Here is a 21,471-nt window from a genome sequence, read left to right as displayed (position 1 = left end):
TCACAGGGGCTAGCTTCATGCCATGAAGCAATACATCGTCGGAGCGTTGGCTGCCGTCGTGACCACGGGCGGGCTGGTCGCCGTCGCGCCATCGGCGAGCGCCGGTTGTATCGATCCCGGGGAGGCGGGGCACCCGTTCGCAAAGATGTGTGACGGCCCGATCGACGACGGCATGTGGGAACGCTGTTTGACGACTTTCCCAAATGGGCCGCTGCATCCCGCCGAAACCGACTGCAACACCATGAGCGTTGGTGACCCGCCCAAAGAAGCCGACCCGATATTCAGCACGCCGCCGACGCATATCGACCCGTAGCGGCAAGCGTCCGGCGGGGGCGGAAACAGGGTCTATCATCGCCAAGGGGCGGCCGGTACGCCAGCGTCAGCTGACCCCGGCGGGAGGCATCGGGGCTTCGACCGCGAAAGGCCGAGCAATGAGCGATAAGCCGAATGTCCTGATCATCTGGGGCGACGACATCGGGCAGAGCAACCTCAGTTGCTACAGCAACGGGCTGATGGGCTACCGGACCCCCAACATCGACCGCGTCGCCGCCGAAGGGGTGCTGTTCACCGACTATTACGCGGAGCAGAGTTGCACCGCCGGACGGGCGGCGTTCATCACCGGCCAGAACCCGTACCGCACCGGCCTGACCAAGGTGGGCCTGCCCGGGGCGTCGCTGGGCCTGCAAGCACAGGACCCGACGATCGCGACGGCGCTCAAGGCGCAGGGCTATGCCACTGGCCAGTTCGGCAAAAACCATCTCGGCGACCGCGACGAGCACCTGCCCACGATGCACGGCTTCGACGAGTTCTTCGGCAACCTGTACCACCTCAACGCCGAAGAGGAACCCGAACTGCCGGACTATCCGAAGGACCCGGAGTTCCGCAAGAAATTCGGGCCGCGCGGCGTGCTGCACACCTGGGCCAACGGCGACGGCACCCAGCGCATCGAGGACACCGGCCCGCTCACCAAGAAGCGGATGGAAACCTGCGACCGCGAATTCCGCGACGCCGCAGTCGGTTTCATCAAGAAACAGCACGAGGCCGAAACGCCGTTCTTCGTGTGGTTCAACACCACGCACATGCATTTCCGTACCCACACCGCGCCCGAAAGCGTGGGCCGCGCGGGCCGCTGGCAATCGCGCTACCACGACACGATGCTGGATCACGACGACACGGTCGGCAGCATGCTGGACCTGCTCGACGAGCTGGGCATTGCCGAGAACACGATCGTCATGTACTCCACCGACAACGGACCCCACATGAACAGCTGGCCCGACGCCGGCATGACCCCGTTCCGTAACGAGAAGAACTCCAACTGGGAGGGCGCCTACCGCGTGCCGGCGATGGTGCGCTGGCCGGGGCACATCCCGGCCGGCTCGGTGTTGAACGGCATCGTCAGCCACAACGACTGGTTCGTCACGCTGTTGTCGGCGGCGGGTGTACCCGACATCGCCGAGCGGCTTTGCGAGGGCGCAGATCTCAACGGCACGACCTACAAGGTGCACCTCGACGGGCACGACCAGTTGGCATACATCACCGGCCAGACCGATGAGAGCCCGCGCAAGCACTTCTTCTATGTCTCCGACGACGGCGACCTCACGGCACTGCGGTTCGACAACTGGAAGTTGGTCTTCCTCGAGCAGCGGTGCGTGGGCACCTTGGCGATCTGGGCGGAGCCGTACGTCCAACTGCGCGTGCCCAAGCTGTTCAACCTGCGCACCGATCCCTATGAGCGAGCGGACATTACGTCGAACACGTACTACGACTGGATGATTGACCGCATCTTCTTGTTCGTTCCGGCTCAGGCTTACGTCGCGAAGATGCTGGAGACGTTGGTCGAGTTCCCGCAGCGACAGAGATCTGCGAGCTTCAGCCTGGACCAGGTAATGGCCAAGTTGCAGGACGCTACTACTGGCAGCAGCTGAGCGAGTCCGATGCAGCGCGACGACCCGCTGCCGTCCTGGCGAGCCGGCGGCACGCGGGACGCGCTGGAGGAGTTTTTGGCGGCGGCCGAGCAGGTGCCGATCGCCGATCGGGTCGCCTACTTCGACAACGACGGCACACTGTGGTGCGAGCGGCCGAGCTATGTGCAGCTCGACTTCTTCCTCGACTCGCTGCGCAAGCGTGTGGCTGTGGACCCGTCGATCGGCGAGCGTGCCGAATTCGCCGCGCTGCTCACCGGCGATCAGGCGGGGGTTGCCGAGATCGGGCTGGAACACGTTGCGCTCGCGCTCGCCGGTCTGTTCGACTGCATGACACCCGAGGAGTTCGCTTCCGCGGCAAGGGAATTCATGAGCGGTGCGGCGCACGCGACGCTAGGCCGGCCGATCCGCTCGGTGACTTATCAGCCGATGCTCGAACTCGTCGCCGAGCTGCGGCGGCGCGACTTCACGGTCGGGATCGTCACCGGCGGTGGGACGGAGTTCGTCCGGGCGATCAGCGACGGCCTCTACGGTGTGCCGGCCGAGCTGGTGGTGGGCACCCTGATCGGCTACGACGTCAGCCGTGACGGCCAAGGCCCACCGGTCATCCGGCGCAACAGTGGACTGCTCGGCGTCGCGAACGAGGGCAGCGCCAAGGTTGCCAACATCCAGACCCAGCTGGGCCGTCGACCGATCCTTGCGGCCGGCAACTCCGGGGGCGACCGGGAGATGCTGGAATGGGCGCAGGCCACTGGGTTTCCGAGCCTTGCGCTGCTGATCGACCATGACGACGCCGAGCGCGAATTTCAGTACACCAGCACGGCGCAGACGTTCGCCGAGACCGAGCCGATCACCGATGTGGGAGCCCGTTTGGGATGGACCGTTGTGAGCATGGCCCGAGACTGGGAAGTCATCTTCCCGGCGGTGCCTTGACTGGATTTTCACACGCCGGAAAATTCGGACTGCCGCGGCTCACGCCATCAACTGGGCCGCGACCGTCGCGCCTAATTCCCAGCATGCCTGCAACTCGGCCTTGCCCGGCTTGCCTGACACGACCACATACTCGGCGGCCTTGACCCAACCGAGGCCCGTTGTGATGGAGTCGATTCCACGCTCGGCCCCCTCGGTTCCCTCATTGCCGTGCAGATAGAGACCGAAGGGCCGCCCCTTCGTGGCATCCACGCAGGGGTAGTAGATGACGTCGAAGGCGTGTTTGAGGGCACCGCTCATATAGCCCAGGTTCGCGGGAGTCCCGAGCAGGTATCCGTCAGCCTCGAGCACGTCGGTCGCCGACAGGGTCAACGCCGGGCGGCGCACAACGTCCACTCCCTCGATGTCGGGATCGGTCGCCCCGGATACCACCGCCTCGAACATCTCCTGGGTATGCGGCGATGGGGTGTGGTGAATGATCAACAGTCTCTTGGTCATTGCAAGTTGAGCAGCGATTCGATTCCGATAGTCAGGCCGGGGAATTCGGCGACTCGGCGCACCGCCAAGAGCACGCCCGGCACGAACGACGTGCGGTCCATGCTGTCGTGCCGGATGGTCAGGGTCTCCCCCGCGGTGCCGAACAGCACCTCCTGATGCGCGACCAGTCCGGCCAGTCGTACCGAGTGCACCGGGACGCCGTCGACGTCGGCACCACGGGCACCGGGGAGACCCGTGGTGGTGGCATCCGGGTTGGGCGGCAAGTCTTTTCGTGCTTCGGCGATCAATGCGGCGGTCCGCGCCGCGGTGCCCGACGGCGCGTCGGCCTTCTGCGGGTGATGCAGTTCGATGACTTCGACCGACTCGTAGAACGGCGCAGCCTGTTGGGCGAAATGCATGGACAGCACCGCCCCGATGGCGAAGTTGGGTGCGATGAGCACCGAGACGCCGGGTTTGGCGGCCAGCCATGACCGCACCTGTTGCAGCCGTTCGTCGGTGAACCCGGTGGTTCCCACGACGGCGTGGATCCCGTTGTCGATGAGAAACTGCAGGTTCTTCATGACGACGTCGGGGTGGGTGAAGTCGATGACGACCTCGGTCTTGTTGTCGGTCAGCAGGCTCAGCGGGTCGTCCGCGTCGACTTCGGCGGACAGGGTCAGATCGTCTGCGGCCTCGACCGCCTGCACCATCGTCGCGCCGACTTTGCCTTTCGATCCCAGCACTGCAACTCGCATGGCCTTCACCCTAGACGGCGCCTGTACGCGGGTTCGAGAGCCGTTCGAGCTCGTCGATCCGCTTCAGCGCGACATCTAGCTGTGCCTCGTCGAACACCTCGAAGTGGTTGATCCTGCCGGCGTCGAACGTGAGGAGTATGACTTCCCGCCACTCGGCGTCGACACCCTCGCGCGACGACCCGTGCGCGCAGTGGGTAACGAGCCCCCCGAGGTCGCTCAATCGATGCACCGCTTCGACATACACGTTGACATTCGGTGCGAGATCCCAGGTGGCCTGAAGGTAAGCCTCCAAATCACCCGGCGCGAACGCTCGACCTCGTCGGTGGTCGATGTTTACCCAGTCGGGCGTCGTCGGCGGCAACTCGTGTCGGTTCACCGCGGTGTACGCCCGCACGATGGCCGACCACGCGTCGGCGTGGGCGGCGGCTTCACCGGCGAGGTAGCGGGCATCGAGTTCCGCGATGGCGGCGTCGATGTCGTCTGGGTCGAACACGACCTTGGCCGTGCCACGGTTGTCGGCGTCGATCTCGAGGATGCTGAGCGCCTCGGTGTAGAAGGCATCGGGCCGCTGGTCTCGGCCCGACATGCGCGAAAGAGTGAGGGCGAGGCGCTCGCCGCGGGTCGCAATGACTGTCGACACAATATGTGCGACCCCGAGATCGGCGAGGGCTCGCATGGTTGCAATGTCGACGTCCCGCCCGTGTTGGTTTCCGGCGTTCACGACCCGACGGCGATCGTCGGTATAGGTGTCGTCGGCCAGTAACTCCACCATTGCGGCCCAGTCACGGGCCGCGAAATGCGCTAGCTGTCGTTCACCTAGTCGGCTCGCCGCGTTTTCCAGTCGCGTTGGTTGCGAGTGCAATTCGTCAAAGCGGGCAAGCGCCGTGTCGAGGTCTGACTCGTCGAAGACCTCGAACCGGCAGATCTTGTCGCCTTCGAATACGAACAGGGCGATCTCCCGCCATTCGAAACCGAAGCCCTCCCGTGAAGTCCCGGTGATTATCGCTGTGACGACCACCCCCAGGTTGCTCAGCCGGTGCACCGCTTCGATGTAACCCGTGACGTTTGGGGCCACGTCATAGGTAGCACTCAAGTATGGCGCCACGTCGCCGGGCACGAACGCTCTACCGCGCCGATGATCGATGTTGACCACGCCCTCCGTCGTCGGAAGGGCTTCATGCCGGTTGTATGCGGCTTGGACCTGAGTTACGGCCATCCACGTGCGCGCGTGAGCGGCGGCTTCACCGGCGAGGTAGCGGGCATCGAGTTCCTCGAAGGCCGCATCGATATCGTCTGGATCAAATATTACTGCGACAGTGAGCCGGTTATCGGCGTCGATCTCGATCATGCTGAGCATCTCAGCGGTGACCTCACTTGATGCCGAGCCCCGCACCGAGGAACGAATGCGAATAACTGTGAGGTGTTGTCCACGTGTCGCGATCACGGTTGACGTAAGGCCCTCGAATCCGACCTCGGCTACTGCTCGCATATTCGCCAAATGGGCAGCACGACCGCGTAAGTCACCGGCGTTGATCACCCGACGGCGATCGCTGGAGTCAACGTCCTCGGCCATTGTCTCAGCCAACGCGGCCCAGTCGCGCGCGCCGAAGTATTTCCAATAGCGATCGGCGACTTGGCTTGCGGCGTTCTCCAGTCGCGTTGGGTGTGAGTGCAATTCGTCGAAGCGGGCGAGCGCGGCGTCGAGGTCTGTTTCGTCGAAAAGCTCGAAGCGGCAGATCTTGTCGCCTTCAAATACGAACACGGCCACCTCGCGCCATTCGAAGGCGAAGCCGGCCTGTGAGGTGCCAGTGACTACTTCAGTGACGACCACCCCAAGGTTGCCCAACCGGTGGACAGCTTCGAGGTGCCCCTTGACGTTCGGCGCGACGTCATAGGTAGCGCGCAGCCAGGGGATCGTGTCGCCGGTCGCGAACGCTATTCCCCGACGATGATCGATGTTCACTAAGTCCGCCGTCGTCGGGGGGAGTTCGTGTCGGTTATACGCGGCTTGGACCTGCGCGATGGCCGTCCACGTGTGCGCATGTGGGGCCGCTTCGCCGGCGAGATAGCGAGCGTCGAGTTCTGCGAACGCGGCGTCGATATCGTTGGCGTCGAACGCTATGAAGGCTGTGATCCGATCTTCGGCGTTGATCTCGACGAGCTGTAGGAAGTCGACGTGAAACGGGTCGGGTTCGGCATGGCCGCGCGAGAATTGGGCACGGAGGAGGGCGAGACGACCTCCGCGGGTGGCTAAGACATCTGCTGTCGCATTCGTGATGTCGACGTCGGCGACTGCCCGCAAGTCTTCGATCAATGCATCCCGACCGGGTCTGATGCCGCCGCCCACGACAAAGCGGCGATCGTCGCTGTAAAGGTCGGCGGTCAGCATGTCCGCGATCGCGTGCCAGTCTCTGGTGGCGAAATGCGCTTGGAACCGTTCGTACACTCGGCTTGCCGCGTTTTCCACTGGTCGCGCTTGCGGGTGCAACTCACCGAAGCGAGCGAGCGCGGCGTCGAGGTCTGTTTCATCGAATAGCTCAGAGCGGCTTATCCGGTCGCCTTCGACGGTCAGGAGTTGAATCATCCGCCACTCGGCGTAGAATCCCTCCCGCGTGGTTCCTTGCAACTCACGGGTAACGACGCCGCCGAAATCGCTGAGTCGATGCACCGTTTCGATGTTGATTCTGAGGTCTGGCGTGGCGTTCCAAAGTTCGCGGACTAATGCGGATTGATCACTCGCGTCGGCCTTTATGAGTCGCCGGTGGTCGACAGTGACCCAGTCCGTTGCGGGTATTTCGTGCCGGTTGAACGCGTCGTTGAATCGCGAGATCACCGACCAGGTGCGCGCGTGGGCGCGGGCCTCGCCGGCAATGTATCGAGCGTCTAGTTCTGCGAAGGCGGCGTCGATCTTGTCGACGTCAAACCCAACCTTCGCCGCGATCCGGTTTTCGGCGTCGAGTTCAACGATATTGAGCACTTCGACGCTGAGTTCACCAACCCCAGCTGCGTTGTTAGAGCCGCGGATACGAATTAGGGCGAGGCGCGCTCCCCGGATCGCCACGACGGTCGCCGCGATGTTCTCAGTCCCCAATTCGGCGACGGCTCGCATCTCCGCCATGTAGCCAGCTCGACCGTGTCGGACGCCGGCATTCATGACCCGACGGCGATCTTCAGTGGAAATGTCGTCGGCGAGCAGCTGCTCCATGGCATCCCAGTTGCGGGCTAGGAAGTGGCTCCAGAATCGTTGATCCACTTGAGTTGCAGCGTTTTCCAGCCGCGGCGTCGGCGGGTGTAATTCGTCGAAGCGCGCGAGCGCGGCGTCGAGGTCTGCTTCATCGAATATCTCGCTGCGGCTAATCATGTCGCCGTCGACGGTCGAAATGTTGACCGCCCGCCACTCGGCATCAAAGCCCGCTTGCGACGTCCCACGCGCAATGTAGGTGATAGCTAAGCCGACGTCATTGAGGCGGTGCACGGCTTCGATGTAGACGCGGCCGTGCGGCACGACCTCCCACGTCGCACGGATGAGCGCAGTTAGGTCATCCGCCTCGACACGTTGCGTCGACCGATGGTCGATGTTGACCCAACCCGGCGTCGTCGACGGTAGTTGGTGCTGATTGAGCCCGGCGAAGGCCCGCGTAATAACCGACCAGGTGCGCGCGTGGACGGCCGCCTCGCCAGCGAGGTATCGGACGTCGAGCTCCGCGAATGCGCCGTCAGCGTCGTCCGCTTCGATCACGACGATTTCGGAGATTCGGTTGCTGTCGTTGATCCCGACAACGGCAAGCGCCGCAACGGAAAACGCCTCAGGCCCATCATCCTTGTTTGTGAAGACGAAACGAACCAGTGCGAGGCGCTCTCCGCGGGTTGCAACGGCCGACCTCACACTGATGGTCCAGAGGTCTTTGGTTGCACGCCAGTTCGCCATCTCGGCATCTCGACCGCGTCGGATCCCGGCGTTGACGACCGGACGGCGATCGTCTGCGGAAACGTCGTCGGCGAGCAGTTCGGCCATCGCATCCCAGTCGCAGACCGCAAAATGGGCAAAAAATTGCTCAACCGTGCGGGTTGCTGCGTTTTCCAATTGCACTGTGCGCGGACGCAGTTCCTCGAAACGCGCGAGCGCGGCGTCGAGATCTTTCTCGTCGAAGAGTTCACAACGGCTGAGCAGATCGCCGTCGAAAGTGAAAATTGCATTCTCCCGCCATTCGGCCTCGAAGCCGTGTCGCGAAGTCCCATGTGCCGCCTGGCTGACGACGGCCCCGAAGTCGGTGAGGCAATGCACCGCCTCAACGTAGACGTGGATATCCGGCGCGTCCTCCCACAAGTCGCGGATGTAGGCGGTCATGTCGCCAGTTGCGAACGCCGCTCCGCGTCGATGGTCGATGTTGACCCAGTTCGACGTCAGCTCGGGGAGTTCGTGTCGGTTGATCGCGGCGAAGGCGTGCGCGATGAGGGACCAGATCTTATGGTGGCCGGCTGCTTCGCCGGCGAGGTACCGGGCATCGAGTTCTTCGACGGCAGAGCCAATGTCGTTAGAGTCGAACAGGACCTGCGCTGCGATCCTCTCCTCTGCGTCGATCTCAATGACGTTAACTATCTCGGTGTTGAAGTCCTCCGGCCGCTGATCTGGCCCCAACCATCTGGTCCGACCCAGGAATAGGCGTTCGCCCCGGGTCGCAATGATTTCCGACGTGATGTTCGTGATCAAGCCGATGTCGGCGGCCACGCGCAGGTCTTCGAACGCTGCATCTCGACCGTGTCGAACCCCGGCATTCACGACCCGACGTCGATCGTCGCAGTAATAATCATCGGCGAAGTCCTGCCCCATCGCATCCCAGTCACGCGCCGCGAAGTGCGCCAGGAACCGCTCCTGCACTGGATGCTCCAGCCGTGGCGCCTGCGGCTGTAGCTCCTCAAAGCGGGCAAGCGCGGCGTCAAGGTCCGCGTCGTCGTAAATCTCGCAGCGGCTGATGACATCGCCCTCGACCATGAAGATGTCGGTCATGCGCCACTCGCCCTCGAAACCGCCTTGGGACGTCCCGTTCGACACAAGGCCGACGACTGCGCCGAGATCGCTTAGCAGCTGTACGGACTCGATATGGATTCGGTAATCGCCGTCGCTCAACGCCGCACCAATGTATGCCTTTAGGTCACCTGACCCGACCGCGGCAAGGGACCGATGGTCGATGTCGACAAACTCGTCAGTCGTCGCGAACACCTCGCGTCTGTTAATCGCGGCACACATCTGCGAGATGGCCGACCACGTCTGCGCGTGAGCGGAGGCTTCTCCGGCGAGGTAGCGAGCATCCAACTCCGCAAAAGCGGCGTGGATGTCGTCGACGTCGAATACGACGAAGGCTGCGATTCGGTCCTCGGTATCGATCCCAACTACGCCCAGCACCTCGATCTGAAAAGCATTCGGAGCGTGGCTGCGGTCCGAGAAACCGAGGCGCACGAGGGCGAGGCGCGCGGCGCGGGTCGCGATGACGGTCGACGTGACGTCTGTGGAGAGAAGTTCGGCGATTGCCCGCATGTTCGCCATCTGGGCGTCTCGCCCGTGTAGGACTTCGCCGCTCACCACCTGGCGGCGATCGTCGTTGAAGAAGTCGTCGGCCAGGATCTCCGCCATCGCATCCCAGTCGCCGGCCGCGAAATGCGCCAGGAAACTCTTGGCCACTTGGCTTGCCGCATTTTCCAGCGTCCGCGCCGTGCGATCGAGTTCATCAAATCGTGCAAGCGCGGCGTCGAGGTCTGCTTCGTCGAAGATTTCGCAGCGGTTGCATAAATCGCCTTCGACCGTGAACAGCGTGATCTGCCGCCACTCGGCTTCAAAGTCGTCTTGCGAAGTCCCGCGCGACGCGTGCGTAACGACCACTCCAAAGTCGCTCAGCCGATGGACAGACTCGATCAACGTGTAGAGGTCCGGTGTCAGGTCCCGCGAGGCGCGAACGTACGCGTTCAAACCATCGGCGTCCAATGTCGTGCGTAGCCGGTGGTCGATCATCGAAGCGTCCGGCGTCATCGGTAATGTCTCGTTCCGGTTGGCCGCAGCATTGCCCCCTGCGATGAGCGACCAGGTGTGGGCATGAGCTGCCGCTTGCCCAGCGAGATAGCGGTTTTCAAGTTCCTCGAGGGCAGCATCTATATCTTCGAGGTCGAACCCGACATGAGCTACTACCCTCTCGTCGCCGTCGACCTCGACAACGCCGAGGGCCTCTGCGTAAAACGCCTCGGGTCCCTGATCTCGCCCTGAGTAGCGAAGACGACAGAGCGCCAAGCGATCTCCGCGGATCGCAATAGCGGTCGATGTAATGTGCTGTGCGCCTAGTCCGGCGGCCGTCTGCACGCCTCCGACTATCGCGTCGCGACCCTGTCGGATGCCGGCGTTCGCAATGCGGCGGCGATCTTCGTCGACGACGTCGTTGGCCATCATTGTTCCCAACGCCGCCCAGTCACGTGCGGCGAAGTACGCGTTCACGCGGTCCACCGTCCGGGTTGCCGTGTTCGCCAACAGCGGCGCCGGCCGGCCGAGCTGATCGAACGTGGCAAGCGCGGCTGCCAGGTCGTCCTCGTCGAAGAACTCGCAACGGTTGACAATGTCGCCATCAACCGTCGTGAGACCGACCCCCTGCCATGCGGCGTCGAAGCCTTCGTGTGAAATACCATGCGCCGCATAGCTGTACACCGCGCCGAGGTCGGTCAACCGGTGCACAGCCTGGACGTGAGGTCGGATGTTTTGCCCCGGGTCCCACCCGGCACGGACATACGCGGAAAGGTCGGTGGCCCCAAACGCCGCCGAACGGCGGTGGTCAACAAATGCTGTTCCTGGGCTTATGGCCGGAAGCTCCTGACGACCAATCGAGGCGAACGATTTCGCGATCACCGTCCACGTGCGGGCATGAGCGGCCGCTTCGCCAGCGAGATAGCGGTTTTCAAGTTCCTCGAGGGCAGCGTCGAGGTCGTCGGCATCGAACACGACGACCGCCGCCATCCGCTCGTCGGCATCGATCTCGACGACCGCGAGCATCTCGACACTGAACGCGTCGGGGCTTTGATCGCCTCCTGAGAATCGGTAATGATTTAGTGTGACGCGCTGTCCGCGTGTCGCAATGACCGTTGATTCCACATTCTGGGTTCCGGCAGCGGCGTACGCATGCACGCCGAGTTCGGCATCTCGACCATGCAGGTTCCCTGCGTTCACGACTCGACGCCGATCTTCAATGGAGAATCCGGCGGACAGCATTTCGGCCATTACGTCCCAGTCTTGGGCGCCGAAGCACGCCTGAAAGCGCTTATCCACTTGGCTTGCCGTGTTTTCCAGCCGCCGTGCGGGCGGGCCGAACTCATTGAAAGCCGCGATGGCAGCGTCGAAGTCTTCCTCGTCGAACATTTCGCAGCGACTCATCCGATCGCCCGCTGCCTTGAGGACGGTGATCTCCCGCCACACGGCTTCGAAGCCTTCTGCCGTACTCCCGTGCACCACGTGGGTGACGACGGCGCCGATGTCGTTCAGCCGGTTCACATCAGCGATGTACAGCGTCGACTCTGGCATGAGCTCCCACGAGGCGTCGAGGTACGCCGACAGATCGCCAGGCGCGAACCCCCGGCCTCGCCGGTGGTCGATAGTGACCACATCCGGCGTCATGAGGGGTAGCTCATGCCGGTTGAGTGCCATGTAACCCTGGATGACGGCTGACCACACTGTTGAGTACGGTGCTGCTTCGCCGGCGAGATAACGGGCATCGAGCTCCGTGATTGCGGCGTCGAGGTCGTCGGGGTCGAAGGTGAGGATCGCCGCGATCCGCTCGTCGGCATCGAGGTCGAGGATGCTCAGGACGTCGGTGCGGAATGCGTCGGCTCGCGGGTCGCGGCCCAATGCGCGCGAGCGACTGAGGAGGAGCCGGCCGCCCCGCACCGCAACAGTGTCGAAAGTCATTCGCTTGACGCCGATCTCGGCGAGCGCCGAGAATTCAGCGACCACGGCGTCGCGGCCCGTTCGGAGTTCCGCGCCCACCAGGCGCCGGCGGTCGTCGCGGAAAACGTCGTCAGCCAACGCTCCGGCCAAGCCGTCCCAATCGCGGGCCGCGAACTGTGCCTGCATGCGCTCGTAAGCTCGGGTCGCAGCGTTTCTTAGCTGCAAAGTCGTCCGGCTGAGTTCATCGAATCGCGCGAGCGCGGCCTCAAAGTCGTCGTCGTCGTCGAAGATTTCGCACCGGGTGATCCGCTCACCATCGACCGTCAAGATGTCGATCGCCCGCCACTCGGCATCGAAGCCTTCGGGCGAAGTCCCCGATCCGGTGTGGGTTATGACCGCGCCGAAAGTGTTGAGCCGATGCACCGTCTCGATATGGATGCTGAGATCTGGCGTCAGGTCCCACATGGCACGTAGGGATGCGGTCATTGTGCTGGACGAGAACGGGGTTGCTCGTCGGTTGTCGACTGTGACCCAGTCCGCTGCGGGAAGTTCGTGCCGGTTGAACGCGGCGTAAGCTCCTGCGACGACCGACCACGTGCGCGCATACACTGCCGCTTCGCCAGCGAGATAGCGGGCGTCGAGCTCCGCGATGGCGGCATCGATGTGGTCGACGTCGAATGAGACGATCGCGACGATCCGCTCGTCGGTGTCAATCTCGACGAGGCCGAAGACCTCAGTGACGAACGCCCCGGGACCTTGGTCGCTGCCCGAGAAGTGGGTACGCATGAGGACAAGGCGTTCCCCGCGGGTCGCGATGATGGTCGACGAAACGTTCGTGATCCAAAGGTCCACGATTGTTCGCATGTCCGCCATGTGTGCGTCCCGACCGTGCTGGATTCCCGCGCCGACCACTCCACGGCGATCGTCACTGCAGAAGTCATCGGCCAGCAGCTCCGCCATGGCGTCCCAGTCGCGTGCCCTCAGGTGCACCGCAAAGTGTTCCGTCACATGGCTTGCCGCGTTTTCCAGTCGTGGCTTCGGCTGGGTGAGGTCCTCGAACTTTGCCAGCGCCGCGTCGAGGTCTGCCTCGTCGAAGAGTTCAGCGCGGTCGATCAGGTCGCCATCGACCGTCATGATGTCGATCGTCCGCCACTCAGCCTCGAAGCCCTCTCGCGAGGTCAACCGCGCTGAATGAGTGACGACCGCTCCCAAGTTGCTAAGCCGATGCACGGCCTCGACGTAGGGTCTGACTTCTTGATGGACGTCCCAGCCAGCACGCAAATATTCCATCAGCTCACCGGCCGCAAAAGCTGTTCCCTTGCGGTGATCGATGTCGACGAAATCGGTTGTTGTTGAGGGCAGCTCGCGTCGGCTCAGCGCAGTGAAGACACCGCTGATGACTGACCACGTGTGCGCGTGAACCATCGCTTCACCGGCCAGGTAGCGCGCATCGAGCTCCGCGATGGCCGCGTCAAAGTCCTCGAGGTCGAACACTACGACACGCGCGATTCGCTCCTCGGCATCGATCTCCATGATTTGAAGGGCATCGTTCTGAATCGCCTGGGGGTCACGGCCCGATACGCGAATTCCTGTGAGGGCGATGCGTTCGCCCCGAGCCGCCAGCACGTCCAACATCGTCATCGTGAAACCGACACCAACGGTTGCCTGAGCGTCTTTGATGTTGGCATCCCGACCATGCAGTATCCCGGCGTTCACTACTCGCCGGCGATCGTCGACCGAGACGTTCTCGGCCGTCATTTGAGTCACGGCGTGCCACTCGCCGGCAGCAACGTGCGAGTAAAGGCGCTTAAATACACGCGTTGCGGTGTTCTCCAGACCCGGTACCGAGCGGCTGAGTTCGTCGAATCTCGCGAGCGCGGCATCGAGGTCTCCCTCGTCGAATAGCTCGCTCCGGTTACACAGGTCGCCTTGAACCGCTATGAGGTGGATCTCGCGCCACTCCGCCTCAAAGCCATCTTGCGAGGTGCCACGAATGGCGTGGGTGACGATTGCCCCGCGATCGCTCAACCTGTGGACGGTTTCGATGCGATAACTGGCGTCCGGCATTTGATCCCAGGAGGCGCGGGCGTAGGCCTTAACCTCACCGGGTGCGAACGGTGTCACCCTGCGGTGGTCAATATTCGCAAAGTCCCCAGTTGTGGCAGGGATTTCATGCCGGTTCAATGCGTCGTAGGAATCCTTGACTGCCGACCACGTTCGTGCATGGGCTGCCGCTTCACCGGCAAGGTATCGGGCATCGAGCTCCGCGATAGCGGCATCGAAATCTTCGAGGTCGAGCTCAACGACAGCAGCGATACGGCCATCAAGGTCGGTCTCAACGACGCCAAAGAACTCAGCGAGAAACGGTTGCTGCTTATCACCGAGTTCGACGTGGTTACGAGTGAGCACTAGGCGGCTCCCGCGAGTCGCGATGACCTCAACCGCGATGTTCGCCCCGAGATCAGCGACCACCCGAAAGTTCTCAATATCGGCATCCCGGCCGCGACGGGTTCCGGCGCCGGTGATCCGCCTTCGATCGTCGCTGTAATGATCGTCGGCCAGAATCGAAGCGGCAGCGTCCCATTCGCGCGCGCTGACGTGTGCAATGAGGCGCGCATTTGCCCGGCTTGCGGTGTTTTCCAGCCGCAGTGCTGGCCGGCTGAGCTGGTCGAAGCTAGCGATCGCGGCGTCGAGATCGGCCTCATCGAATACCTCAGTGCGATTGACCAGTTCGCCGTCGACCGTGAGAACCGCGATTCCACGCCACTCGGCGTCAAATCCCCCTTGCGAGGTCTCATATGCCGCATAGGTGACGACTGCTCCGCGTTCGGCCAGCCGATGCACGGCCTCGACATACACCTTGCTGTCTTGATTCGGGTCTGGCCCGGCGCCGATCGATGCGATCAGGTCACCGACCCCCATCGCGATCTCCCGCCGGCGGTCGATGTTGACACAATCCGGCGTCGTCAACGGTGGCTCGTGCCGATTGATCGCCGCGTAGCTGCCAGAGATCACCGACCACGTTTGCGCGTTGGCAGCCCCTTCGCCAGCGAGGAATCGCGAATCAAGCTCCGCGACAGCGGCTTCGAAGTCGTCACGGTCGAACACGACGATCGCAGAGATTTGGTCGTGAGAGTTGATTTCGACAACGGCCAGCAGCTCGTTGAAGAATTCCCGGGATTCGCCACCGGCGCCCGAGGCGCGCACAAGTGCGAGGCGTGCCCCCCGGGCTGCCATGGAGACGGACCCCATATGCATGACCCCGACGTCCGCGTACGCCCGGAGGCTCGCAAGCTCGGCATCCCGGCCGTGTCGGATCCCCGCGTTTACGACCCGCCGCCGATCGTCGTTCGAGATGTCGTCGGCAAGTACTTTCGCCAGCTCATCCCAGTCGCGGGCCGCGAAATGCGCCAGGTAGCGCTTAGCCACCTGGCTCGCTGCGTTTTCCAGCCGTCGCTCCCGCGGGTGCAGTTCGTCAAAACGGGCAAGCGCCGAGTCGAGGTCCGCATCGTCGAATGCTTCGCAGCGATTGACCATGTCGCCTTCGACCGTCAAGAGGTCGACCCCGTGCCACTCCGCGTCGAAGCCCTCGTGCGAAACGCCATGTCCTGCATGGGTACAGACCGCTCCAAGCTCGCTGAGGCGATGCACAACCTCGACGTAGGTTCGGATGTCTTGGCCGAGTTCCCACCCTGCGCGGAAGTATTCGATCAGGTCACCGGGCGCGAACGCTGCCCCCCGGCGGTGGTCGATGCTCACGCAGTCCGGCGTGGTGGGCGGTACCTCGTGCCTGTTGAGCGCGGCGTGACCGCGCGCGATGACCGACCACGTGTGCGCGTAGGCGGCCGCTTCACCGGCGACGAATCGGGCATCGAGCTCGGCGATGGCGGCGTCGAAGTCTTCGAGGTCGAAAATGACGATCGCCGCAATCTGATTGTGCGAGCTGATTTCGACGACGGCCAGCGCATCCGACAGGAACTCCTCGGACCCGCGATCGTGGCCCGCGCTGCGCGTGAGAATGAGGCGCTGCCCACGGGCTGCGATCACGACGGACGTTATGTGCATGAATCCGGCGTCAGCGGTCGCCCGCAGATTTGCGATCTCGGCATCTCGACCGTGTCGGGCGCCTGCGTTTACAACTCGCCGGCGATCATCGATAGCAACGTCTTTGGCCAGTACCTCCGCGAGCGCATCCCAGTCGCGGGCTGCGAAGTGCGCCAAGTAGCGCTCGACCGCTTGGCTTGCTGCGCTTTCCAGCCGCGGTGCCGGCGGGCTCAGCTCGTCGAACGTCGCGATCGCGGCGTCGAGGTCTCCCTCGTTGAACAATTCGGAGCGGCTGACCATATCGCCTTCGACAGCAAGCACGTTGACATCGCGCCACTCGGCATCGAAGTCTTCTTGTGAGATCCCTCGTGCCAGGTGGGTGACGACCGCTCCGACCTTGTTGAGCCGATGCACCTCCCCGACGTAGATCTCGGTGTCGGGCGAGTCGTCCCACGCCGCATGGATGTACGCGATCATGTCGCCGTCCGCGAACGCCGCTCCGCGACGGTGGTCGATGCTCACCCAATCGGGCGTCGTGGCGAGGAGCTCGCGCCGGTTGAACGCGGCATAAGCACCCGCGACGATCGACCATGTGTGCTCGTAGCCGGCCGCTTCGCCGACGAGGTATCGGGCGTCGAGTTCTCTTATGGCAGAGTCGAAGTCGTCGAGGTCGAAAGCAACCAACGCCACGATCCGCTCGTCGGTGCCGATTTCCGCGATGCGGAGCATCTCGGTGCGAAACGCGTCCGGCCGCTGGTCTCGACCCGAAAACACGGTACGAGTGAGCACGAGGCGCTGCCCGCGAATCGCAAGAACCCGTGACGTCATGTTCTTGACTCCGACGTCCGCGATCGCACGCGCGTTGGCAAGCTCGGTGGCGTGGTCAGCGCCCTCGCGGTGGAGTCCTCGCCTCCGGTCGTCGACCCGAACGTCGTCGGCCAGCAGCGCGTCGATCTCGTCCCAGCGACGGTCTGCGAAGAGCTCGTTGACTCGCTCGTCGGCTCGGCTCGCGGCATTCTCGAAACGTCGCGCTGGTGGGCGTTCTCCTTCGAATCGAGCGTGGAGGGCGTCTAATTCGGCAATCGCGGCGTCGATGTCTTCGACGTCGAACCAGATCTGCAACGCGACTCGACCATCATCGTCTATGGCGTAAAGCTGGAGTAGCTCGTCGTAGGGCGCCCCAGGGTCTACGTCGGCGCTGCTCGTTATCAGTCGAGAGAGAGCCAGCCGCTCTCCTCGAGCCGCGACCATCACGTGGTGGATACGCGCCGTGCCCGCCTCGAGCTCACGCCTTACTCCGAGTCGCGCCGCGTCGGATGGCATTGTGAGACCGACGACCTTTCGGCGGCTCTCGATCGAGGCCCCGGGTGCGAACAGCTCCTCGACCTCATCCCAGGCCTGACGGTGAATAGCATCCATCACGCGTTCGCCCACTCGCAGGGCCTCGTTGTCCAGCTCGATGCTCGGCGCTTCGGGCGGCGTCGAGGGAGGCGAAACGACACGCTCGTCGAGCATGGATCGCGCCCTATCGGCCAGCGCCGCAGCACCTTTCCGCTCGTACAGGTTGGCCGCGCGTTCGGCGGCGGCTCGCGCGCCCGCGGAATCTCCGGCAGCGGCCAGCACTGTTGCCAATGACTGACAGGCGTCACCGTGATCGACCAAGCCGTCGGTGCGTTCGGCCAGAGCGATGGCAGCCTGCGCGACTCGCCGAGCCTCTTCATGATTACCACTGCGCGAGAGCAACTGAGAACGAAGCGTGCGCCAGGCGATCGACGGCTTCAACGCATGGCCTGCGAGACGCTCACTCTCCGTGCATAATTCGTCGGCTTCGGCGTCCCGGTCGAGCGCCACGCAGGCGCGACCGAGTAGCGCGGCAGTCTCGGCGGTGTCGGCGTCCAGACCCATGCGACGAAAACCTTTGTAAGCCTTACGCAGGTGCGGCTCGGCCGTGGCCGGATCGGCCAAGACGAGCTCCACGATGCCGGCGAACTGCTCGACTTCCAGAAGGGCATGGCGCAGACCGAGTTCGGTGACCGTGCGCCGTGCGGAGTCGATCATCCGTCGGGCTGCCGCATCGCGGCCGCGGAACGCCTCCAACACGGCCTGGCATCGCGTCGACGTCGCTTCGACCGCCGGCGAGTCCGTCGTAATCCGCAGCAGCCGCACCACGTCAAGACACCGCCCGCCCGCACGTGGCACCGGATTCGGGCCCCACAACGCAGCGAGTGGCGCGCCGGCCAGTACCGCGTTGACCCGGCGATGATCACGCGCCCGCCGCGCCGCGGTGAGGGCGTCGTCGAGCGCGACCTCGCAATCGCCGATCCTCCCGAGGCGGGCCAGGCACGAGGCCCGAACGGTATGGGCTTTGGCTTCGCCTGCGGCGTCGTCTAATTCGGCCAGCTTGTTGGCGGCAGCGCTCAGTGCGGTTTCAGCCTCGTCCAATCGCTCGGGATGGATCAGCATCGACAACTGGCCGTCGAAACACGTTGCCCATGCTGCCAGCCGCCCGGAATGCATTGTCGCCGACTGCAATTGGGCGACTGCACCTACCGCTGACGTCACATCACCCGCGGCAAGCAGAGCCTCGCAACGCGCGACGAGTAGCTCGGCGGCCTGATCGTCGCGGTCGGGCAGGTCGTCGTCGATCTCCTCCAAGGCGTGCAGGGCTTGGTCGTAGAGGTCCGCGGCGCCTTCGTAGCCCAGCCGGGCCATCGCTTGATCTGCGGCGCGCCGAGAATACTCAACGGCCTTGGCCGCGTTACCCGCCCATGCACATTCGAAGTAGTGATGCGCCAGTTCGGCCAGCAGCTCGTCGTCGGCGCCGGGCTGGGTCTCCAGTGTTGCGGCGATGCGTTGATGCAGCCGCATGCGTCGCACCGAGGGCAGCTCGGCAAGCAGCGACTGTCGAACGAGGGCGTGGTTGAACCGGTAGCGGCCACCGGGCTCTTCGAGGATGATCCCGGCCTTGCACGCCTCGTCGAACGCGTCGACGAGATCTTGGTCGGTCACCTGCTCCACGAACTCGAGTGCGAACCGGTTGCCAACGACGGCGGCCGCGGCAAGGGCTTTGTTCGTCTCCACCGGAAGCCGAGACAGCCTGCGGCTCACAGCCTCTCGGACACCCTGAGGCAGCGTGCTCGGATCCCACGAGCCCCCGCTTTCGTCGACGTGGCGCAGAGCCTCGATGAGAAAGAAGGGGTTGCCGCCCGTCACGGATGCCAATGCGCGACCGAGCTCTTCGTCGTCGTAGCCGGCCTTGGCTACGTACGCGCTGACGTCATCCTCATTGAGACCACTGAGATTGATCCGGTTGGATGTGCCGTCGCGGTGAAGGTCGGCGAGCATCGCGGCCAGGGGGTGGGACCGGTCCAGATCGGTACTGCGGTAGGTGCCGACGATCTGCACCCGGGCGTGATCGCCGAAGCGCAGGAAGTGTCGCAACAGAAGCAGTGTCGGCTTGGCTGCCCAGTGCAGGTCGTCGAGTACAAGGACAATGGGCGATGCCGCGGAAGCCGTTTCCAATAGCGCAACCACGGCGTCGAACAGTGCGTAACGTTCGGTATCCGGGTCCGCCCGGGTCGGCGCGGCCACATCGGGTAGGACGTCGGTCAGCGCGGGGACCAGTGGGAGTAGTGCTTCCACGCCGCGCGTCGCCCGAAGCCGGCTGCTGCCGAGGCAGGGCACGAGCGAGCGGAGCGCTTCGGTGAACGGCTGGTACGGCGCGCCGAGATCCTCATCGCAGCGGCCATACAACACGACCGCTCCTTGCTGGTAAGCCTGCTGCGACCACTCGCCGGCCAAGCGTGTCTTGCCCACCCCGGGTTCGCCGGCGATCAGCACGGCATGCGCACCGCCGGCCAGCGCGGTCTGCCACGCGGACACGAGTCCGTCGAGTTCGCGGCCACGTCCGACGAATGGGCCGGAGCCGGTCAGCACTGCCGGGAGGCCGGGCCGCTCCAAGGGCGACTCGCTCACCTCCTCCGGCCGATCGTCGTCTGCGGTTTCCAGCCGCAGCTCGAAGACGTGCTCGGGGCGGGCCAGGTTTTTGAGCTGACGCATCCCGAGGTCGGCGAGCACGACGTCGTCGGGCAACGAGTCGATGACGAGTTCGGCGGTCGCGCCCGAGCACAGGATCTGGCCACCCACTGCCAACGACCGCAGCCGCGCAGCCCGGTTCACCGCCCTACCGAAGTAATCGCCGTCGCGGAGCTCGACCTCTCCGGTGTGCAGCGCGATCCGGATCCGCATCGGCGCCCGAAGGCCCCACTGCTCGTGGGTGATCGCGTCTTGCAGCTCCATAGCGGCCGCTGCTGCCGCCGACGGTCGCTCGAAGACCGAGAACGTGGCATCGCCCTCGCCGCGTGTCTTGATCAGCCGTCCTCCGCGTGAGGTGACGACCTGTTCGGCGAGTTCGTCGTGTCGGGCCAGCGCCACCGCCATGGCGTCGGCGTCGGCCTCCCATGTGGCGGTGGACCCCTCGATGTCGGTGAGCAGAAAAGTCACCGCGCGCATGACGGACGGAAGTTGTTGTGCGACAACGATGTCCAGCGCCGAGTCCTGTGCGACGATCGCGGTCTCGAGCTTGCGGAGCTCTGGCCCAGGATCGATCCCCAATTCGTCGGCCAGCACCGTGCGCGCCCGTTTGAAAGCGGCCAGGGCTTCACCTTGCCGCCCGGCGCGGTAGAGCGCGAGCATCAGTTGAGCCCATCGTCTTTCCCGCAGGGGCGCCTCGGACACCGCCGTCTCGAGTTCACCGATGATTTCCGCGGCACGGCCCGTCGCGAGCAGCGCGTCGGCCCGATCCTCGATCAACGCGGCATGGCCTTCGTTCCAGCGCGTCTTCTCCGATGTGCCCGGCCGACCGTCCGGCAGTTCGGGGATACCGCGCCAGAGGGCGAGTGCCTCCTCGAAGTGAGCCACTGCTTGGCTGATGTCGCCGGCGGCAGCGGCATCGCGCCCATGGCGGGCCGCGGATCTGTACCGCGCAGCGTCGACATCGCACTCGGCGAGGGCCCAGCCCGCTCCCTCCGTCACGACGACGCCGTCGCCCAGCGCACGGCGCAGCGAGGAGATGTGGGTCTGTAACGCCTTCGCGGCAGTGCGGGGCGGATCTTCGCCCCAGAGCAACTCAAAGAGGGTGTCGGCGGATACCACAGAACCGCCGTGCAGCCCGAGCATCGTCAGGACTGCGCGTGGTTTGGCGCCCGGAATCGAGACCGGCGCACCATCCCGCCGGACCTGAAGAGGTCCCAAAACCCCCAGCTCCACGATGTGAAGAGTAGTCACGTCCCATATCGTCAGGGAGGCTATTCAACAGACGGTCAAGATCGAGTAAAGGTTCCGCCCCGCCCACCGATTCGTAACCGTGCGTTCACCGAGTAGAACTTTGCCAAAGGGCGCACGAACTGAAAGCCTCCTGTTGTAC

The 21,471-nt window shown here is 64.1% G+C and carries 6 protein-coding genes; 3 read left to right on the top strand and 3 right to left on the bottom strand.

The genetic code is table 11. From position 1 onward, the window contains the following. Window positions 1–22 precede the first annotated feature (22 nt). The 3 genes from G6N27_RS00785 to G6N27_RS00775 all read left to right on the top strand — a co-directional run bounded on the left by G6N27_RS00785 (window position 23) and on the right by G6N27_RS00775 (window position 2,855). The gene (locus G6N27_RS00785) at window positions 23–313 is read left to right on the top strand and encodes a CDGP domain-containing protein (RefSeq protein WP_163774438.1); all 291 of its coding nucleotides are present in this window, start codon (window positions 23–25) and stop codon (window positions 311–313) included. A gap of 118 nt (window positions 314–431) precedes the next feature. Then, entirely contained in the window at window positions 432–1,925 is a 1,494-nt protein-coding gene (locus G6N27_RS00780) for an arylsulfatase (protein WP_163774436.1), read from the top strand. 9 nt (window positions 1,926–1,934) lie between these two features. Beyond that, window positions 1,935–2,855: an HAD family hydrolase gene (locus G6N27_RS00775; protein WP_163774435.1), complete on the top strand. Its 921-nt coding sequence runs from the start codon at window positions 1,935–1,937 to the stop codon at window positions 2,853–2,855. A gap of 39 nt (window positions 2,856–2,894) precedes the next feature. Here the strand turns inward: G6N27_RS00775 and G6N27_RS00770 are convergent, their stop codons facing one another. The 3 genes from G6N27_RS00770 to G6N27_RS00760 are packed head-to-tail and all read right to left on the bottom strand — an operon-like array spanning window position 2,895 to window position 21,314. Then, on the bottom strand, window positions 2,895–3,350 hold the full coding sequence (locus G6N27_RS00770; protein ID WP_163774433.1) for a flavodoxin family protein: 456 nt from the start codon (window positions 3,348–3,350) through the stop codon (window positions 2,895–2,897). Further along, complete coding sequence (dapB, locus tag G6N27_RS00765) at window positions 3,347–4,084, bottom strand: 4-hydroxy-tetrahydrodipicolinate reductase (protein WP_163774431.1); 738 nt, start codon at window positions 4,082–4,084, stop codon at window positions 3,347–3,349. Before dapB ends, G6N27_RS00770 begins: the two co-directional genes overlap by 4 nt. A 10-nt stretch (window positions 4,085–4,094) precedes the next feature. Further along, complete coding sequence (locus tag G6N27_RS00760) at window positions 4,095–21,314, bottom strand: BTAD domain-containing putative transcriptional regulator (RefSeq protein WP_197746535.1); 17,220 nt, start codon at window positions 21,312–21,314, stop codon at window positions 4,095–4,097. Window positions 21,315–21,471: the final 157 nt, after the last annotated feature.

This window comes from Mycobacterium cookii, from assembly GCF_010727945.1.
Taxonomy (GTDB): domain Bacteria; phylum Actinomycetota; class Actinomycetes; order Mycobacteriales; family Mycobacteriaceae; genus Mycobacterium; species Mycobacterium cookii.
Note: the sequence above shows the minus strand (reverse complement) of the source record. Positions and strands in the feature narration are given on the sequence as shown.

Coding starts and splice junctions, on each gene's coding strand:
- G6N27_RS00785 (WP_163774438.1), top strand. CDS start 23: ATGAAGCAATACATCGTCGGAGCGTTGGCTGCCGTCGTGACCACGGGC.
- G6N27_RS00780 (WP_163774436.1), top strand. CDS start 432: ATGAGCGATAAGCCGAATGTCCTGATCATCTGGGGCGACGACATCGGG.
- G6N27_RS00775 (WP_163774435.1), top strand. CDS start 1,935: ATGCAGCGCGACGACCCGCTGCCGTCCTGGCGAGCCGGCGGCACGCGG.
- G6N27_RS00770 (WP_163774433.1), bottom strand. CDS start 3,350: ATGACCAAGAGACTGTTGATCATTCACCACACCCCATCGCCGCATACC.
- dapB (WP_163774431.1), bottom strand. CDS start 4,084: ATGCGAGTTGCAGTGCTGGGATCGAAAGGCAAAGTCGGCGCGACGATG.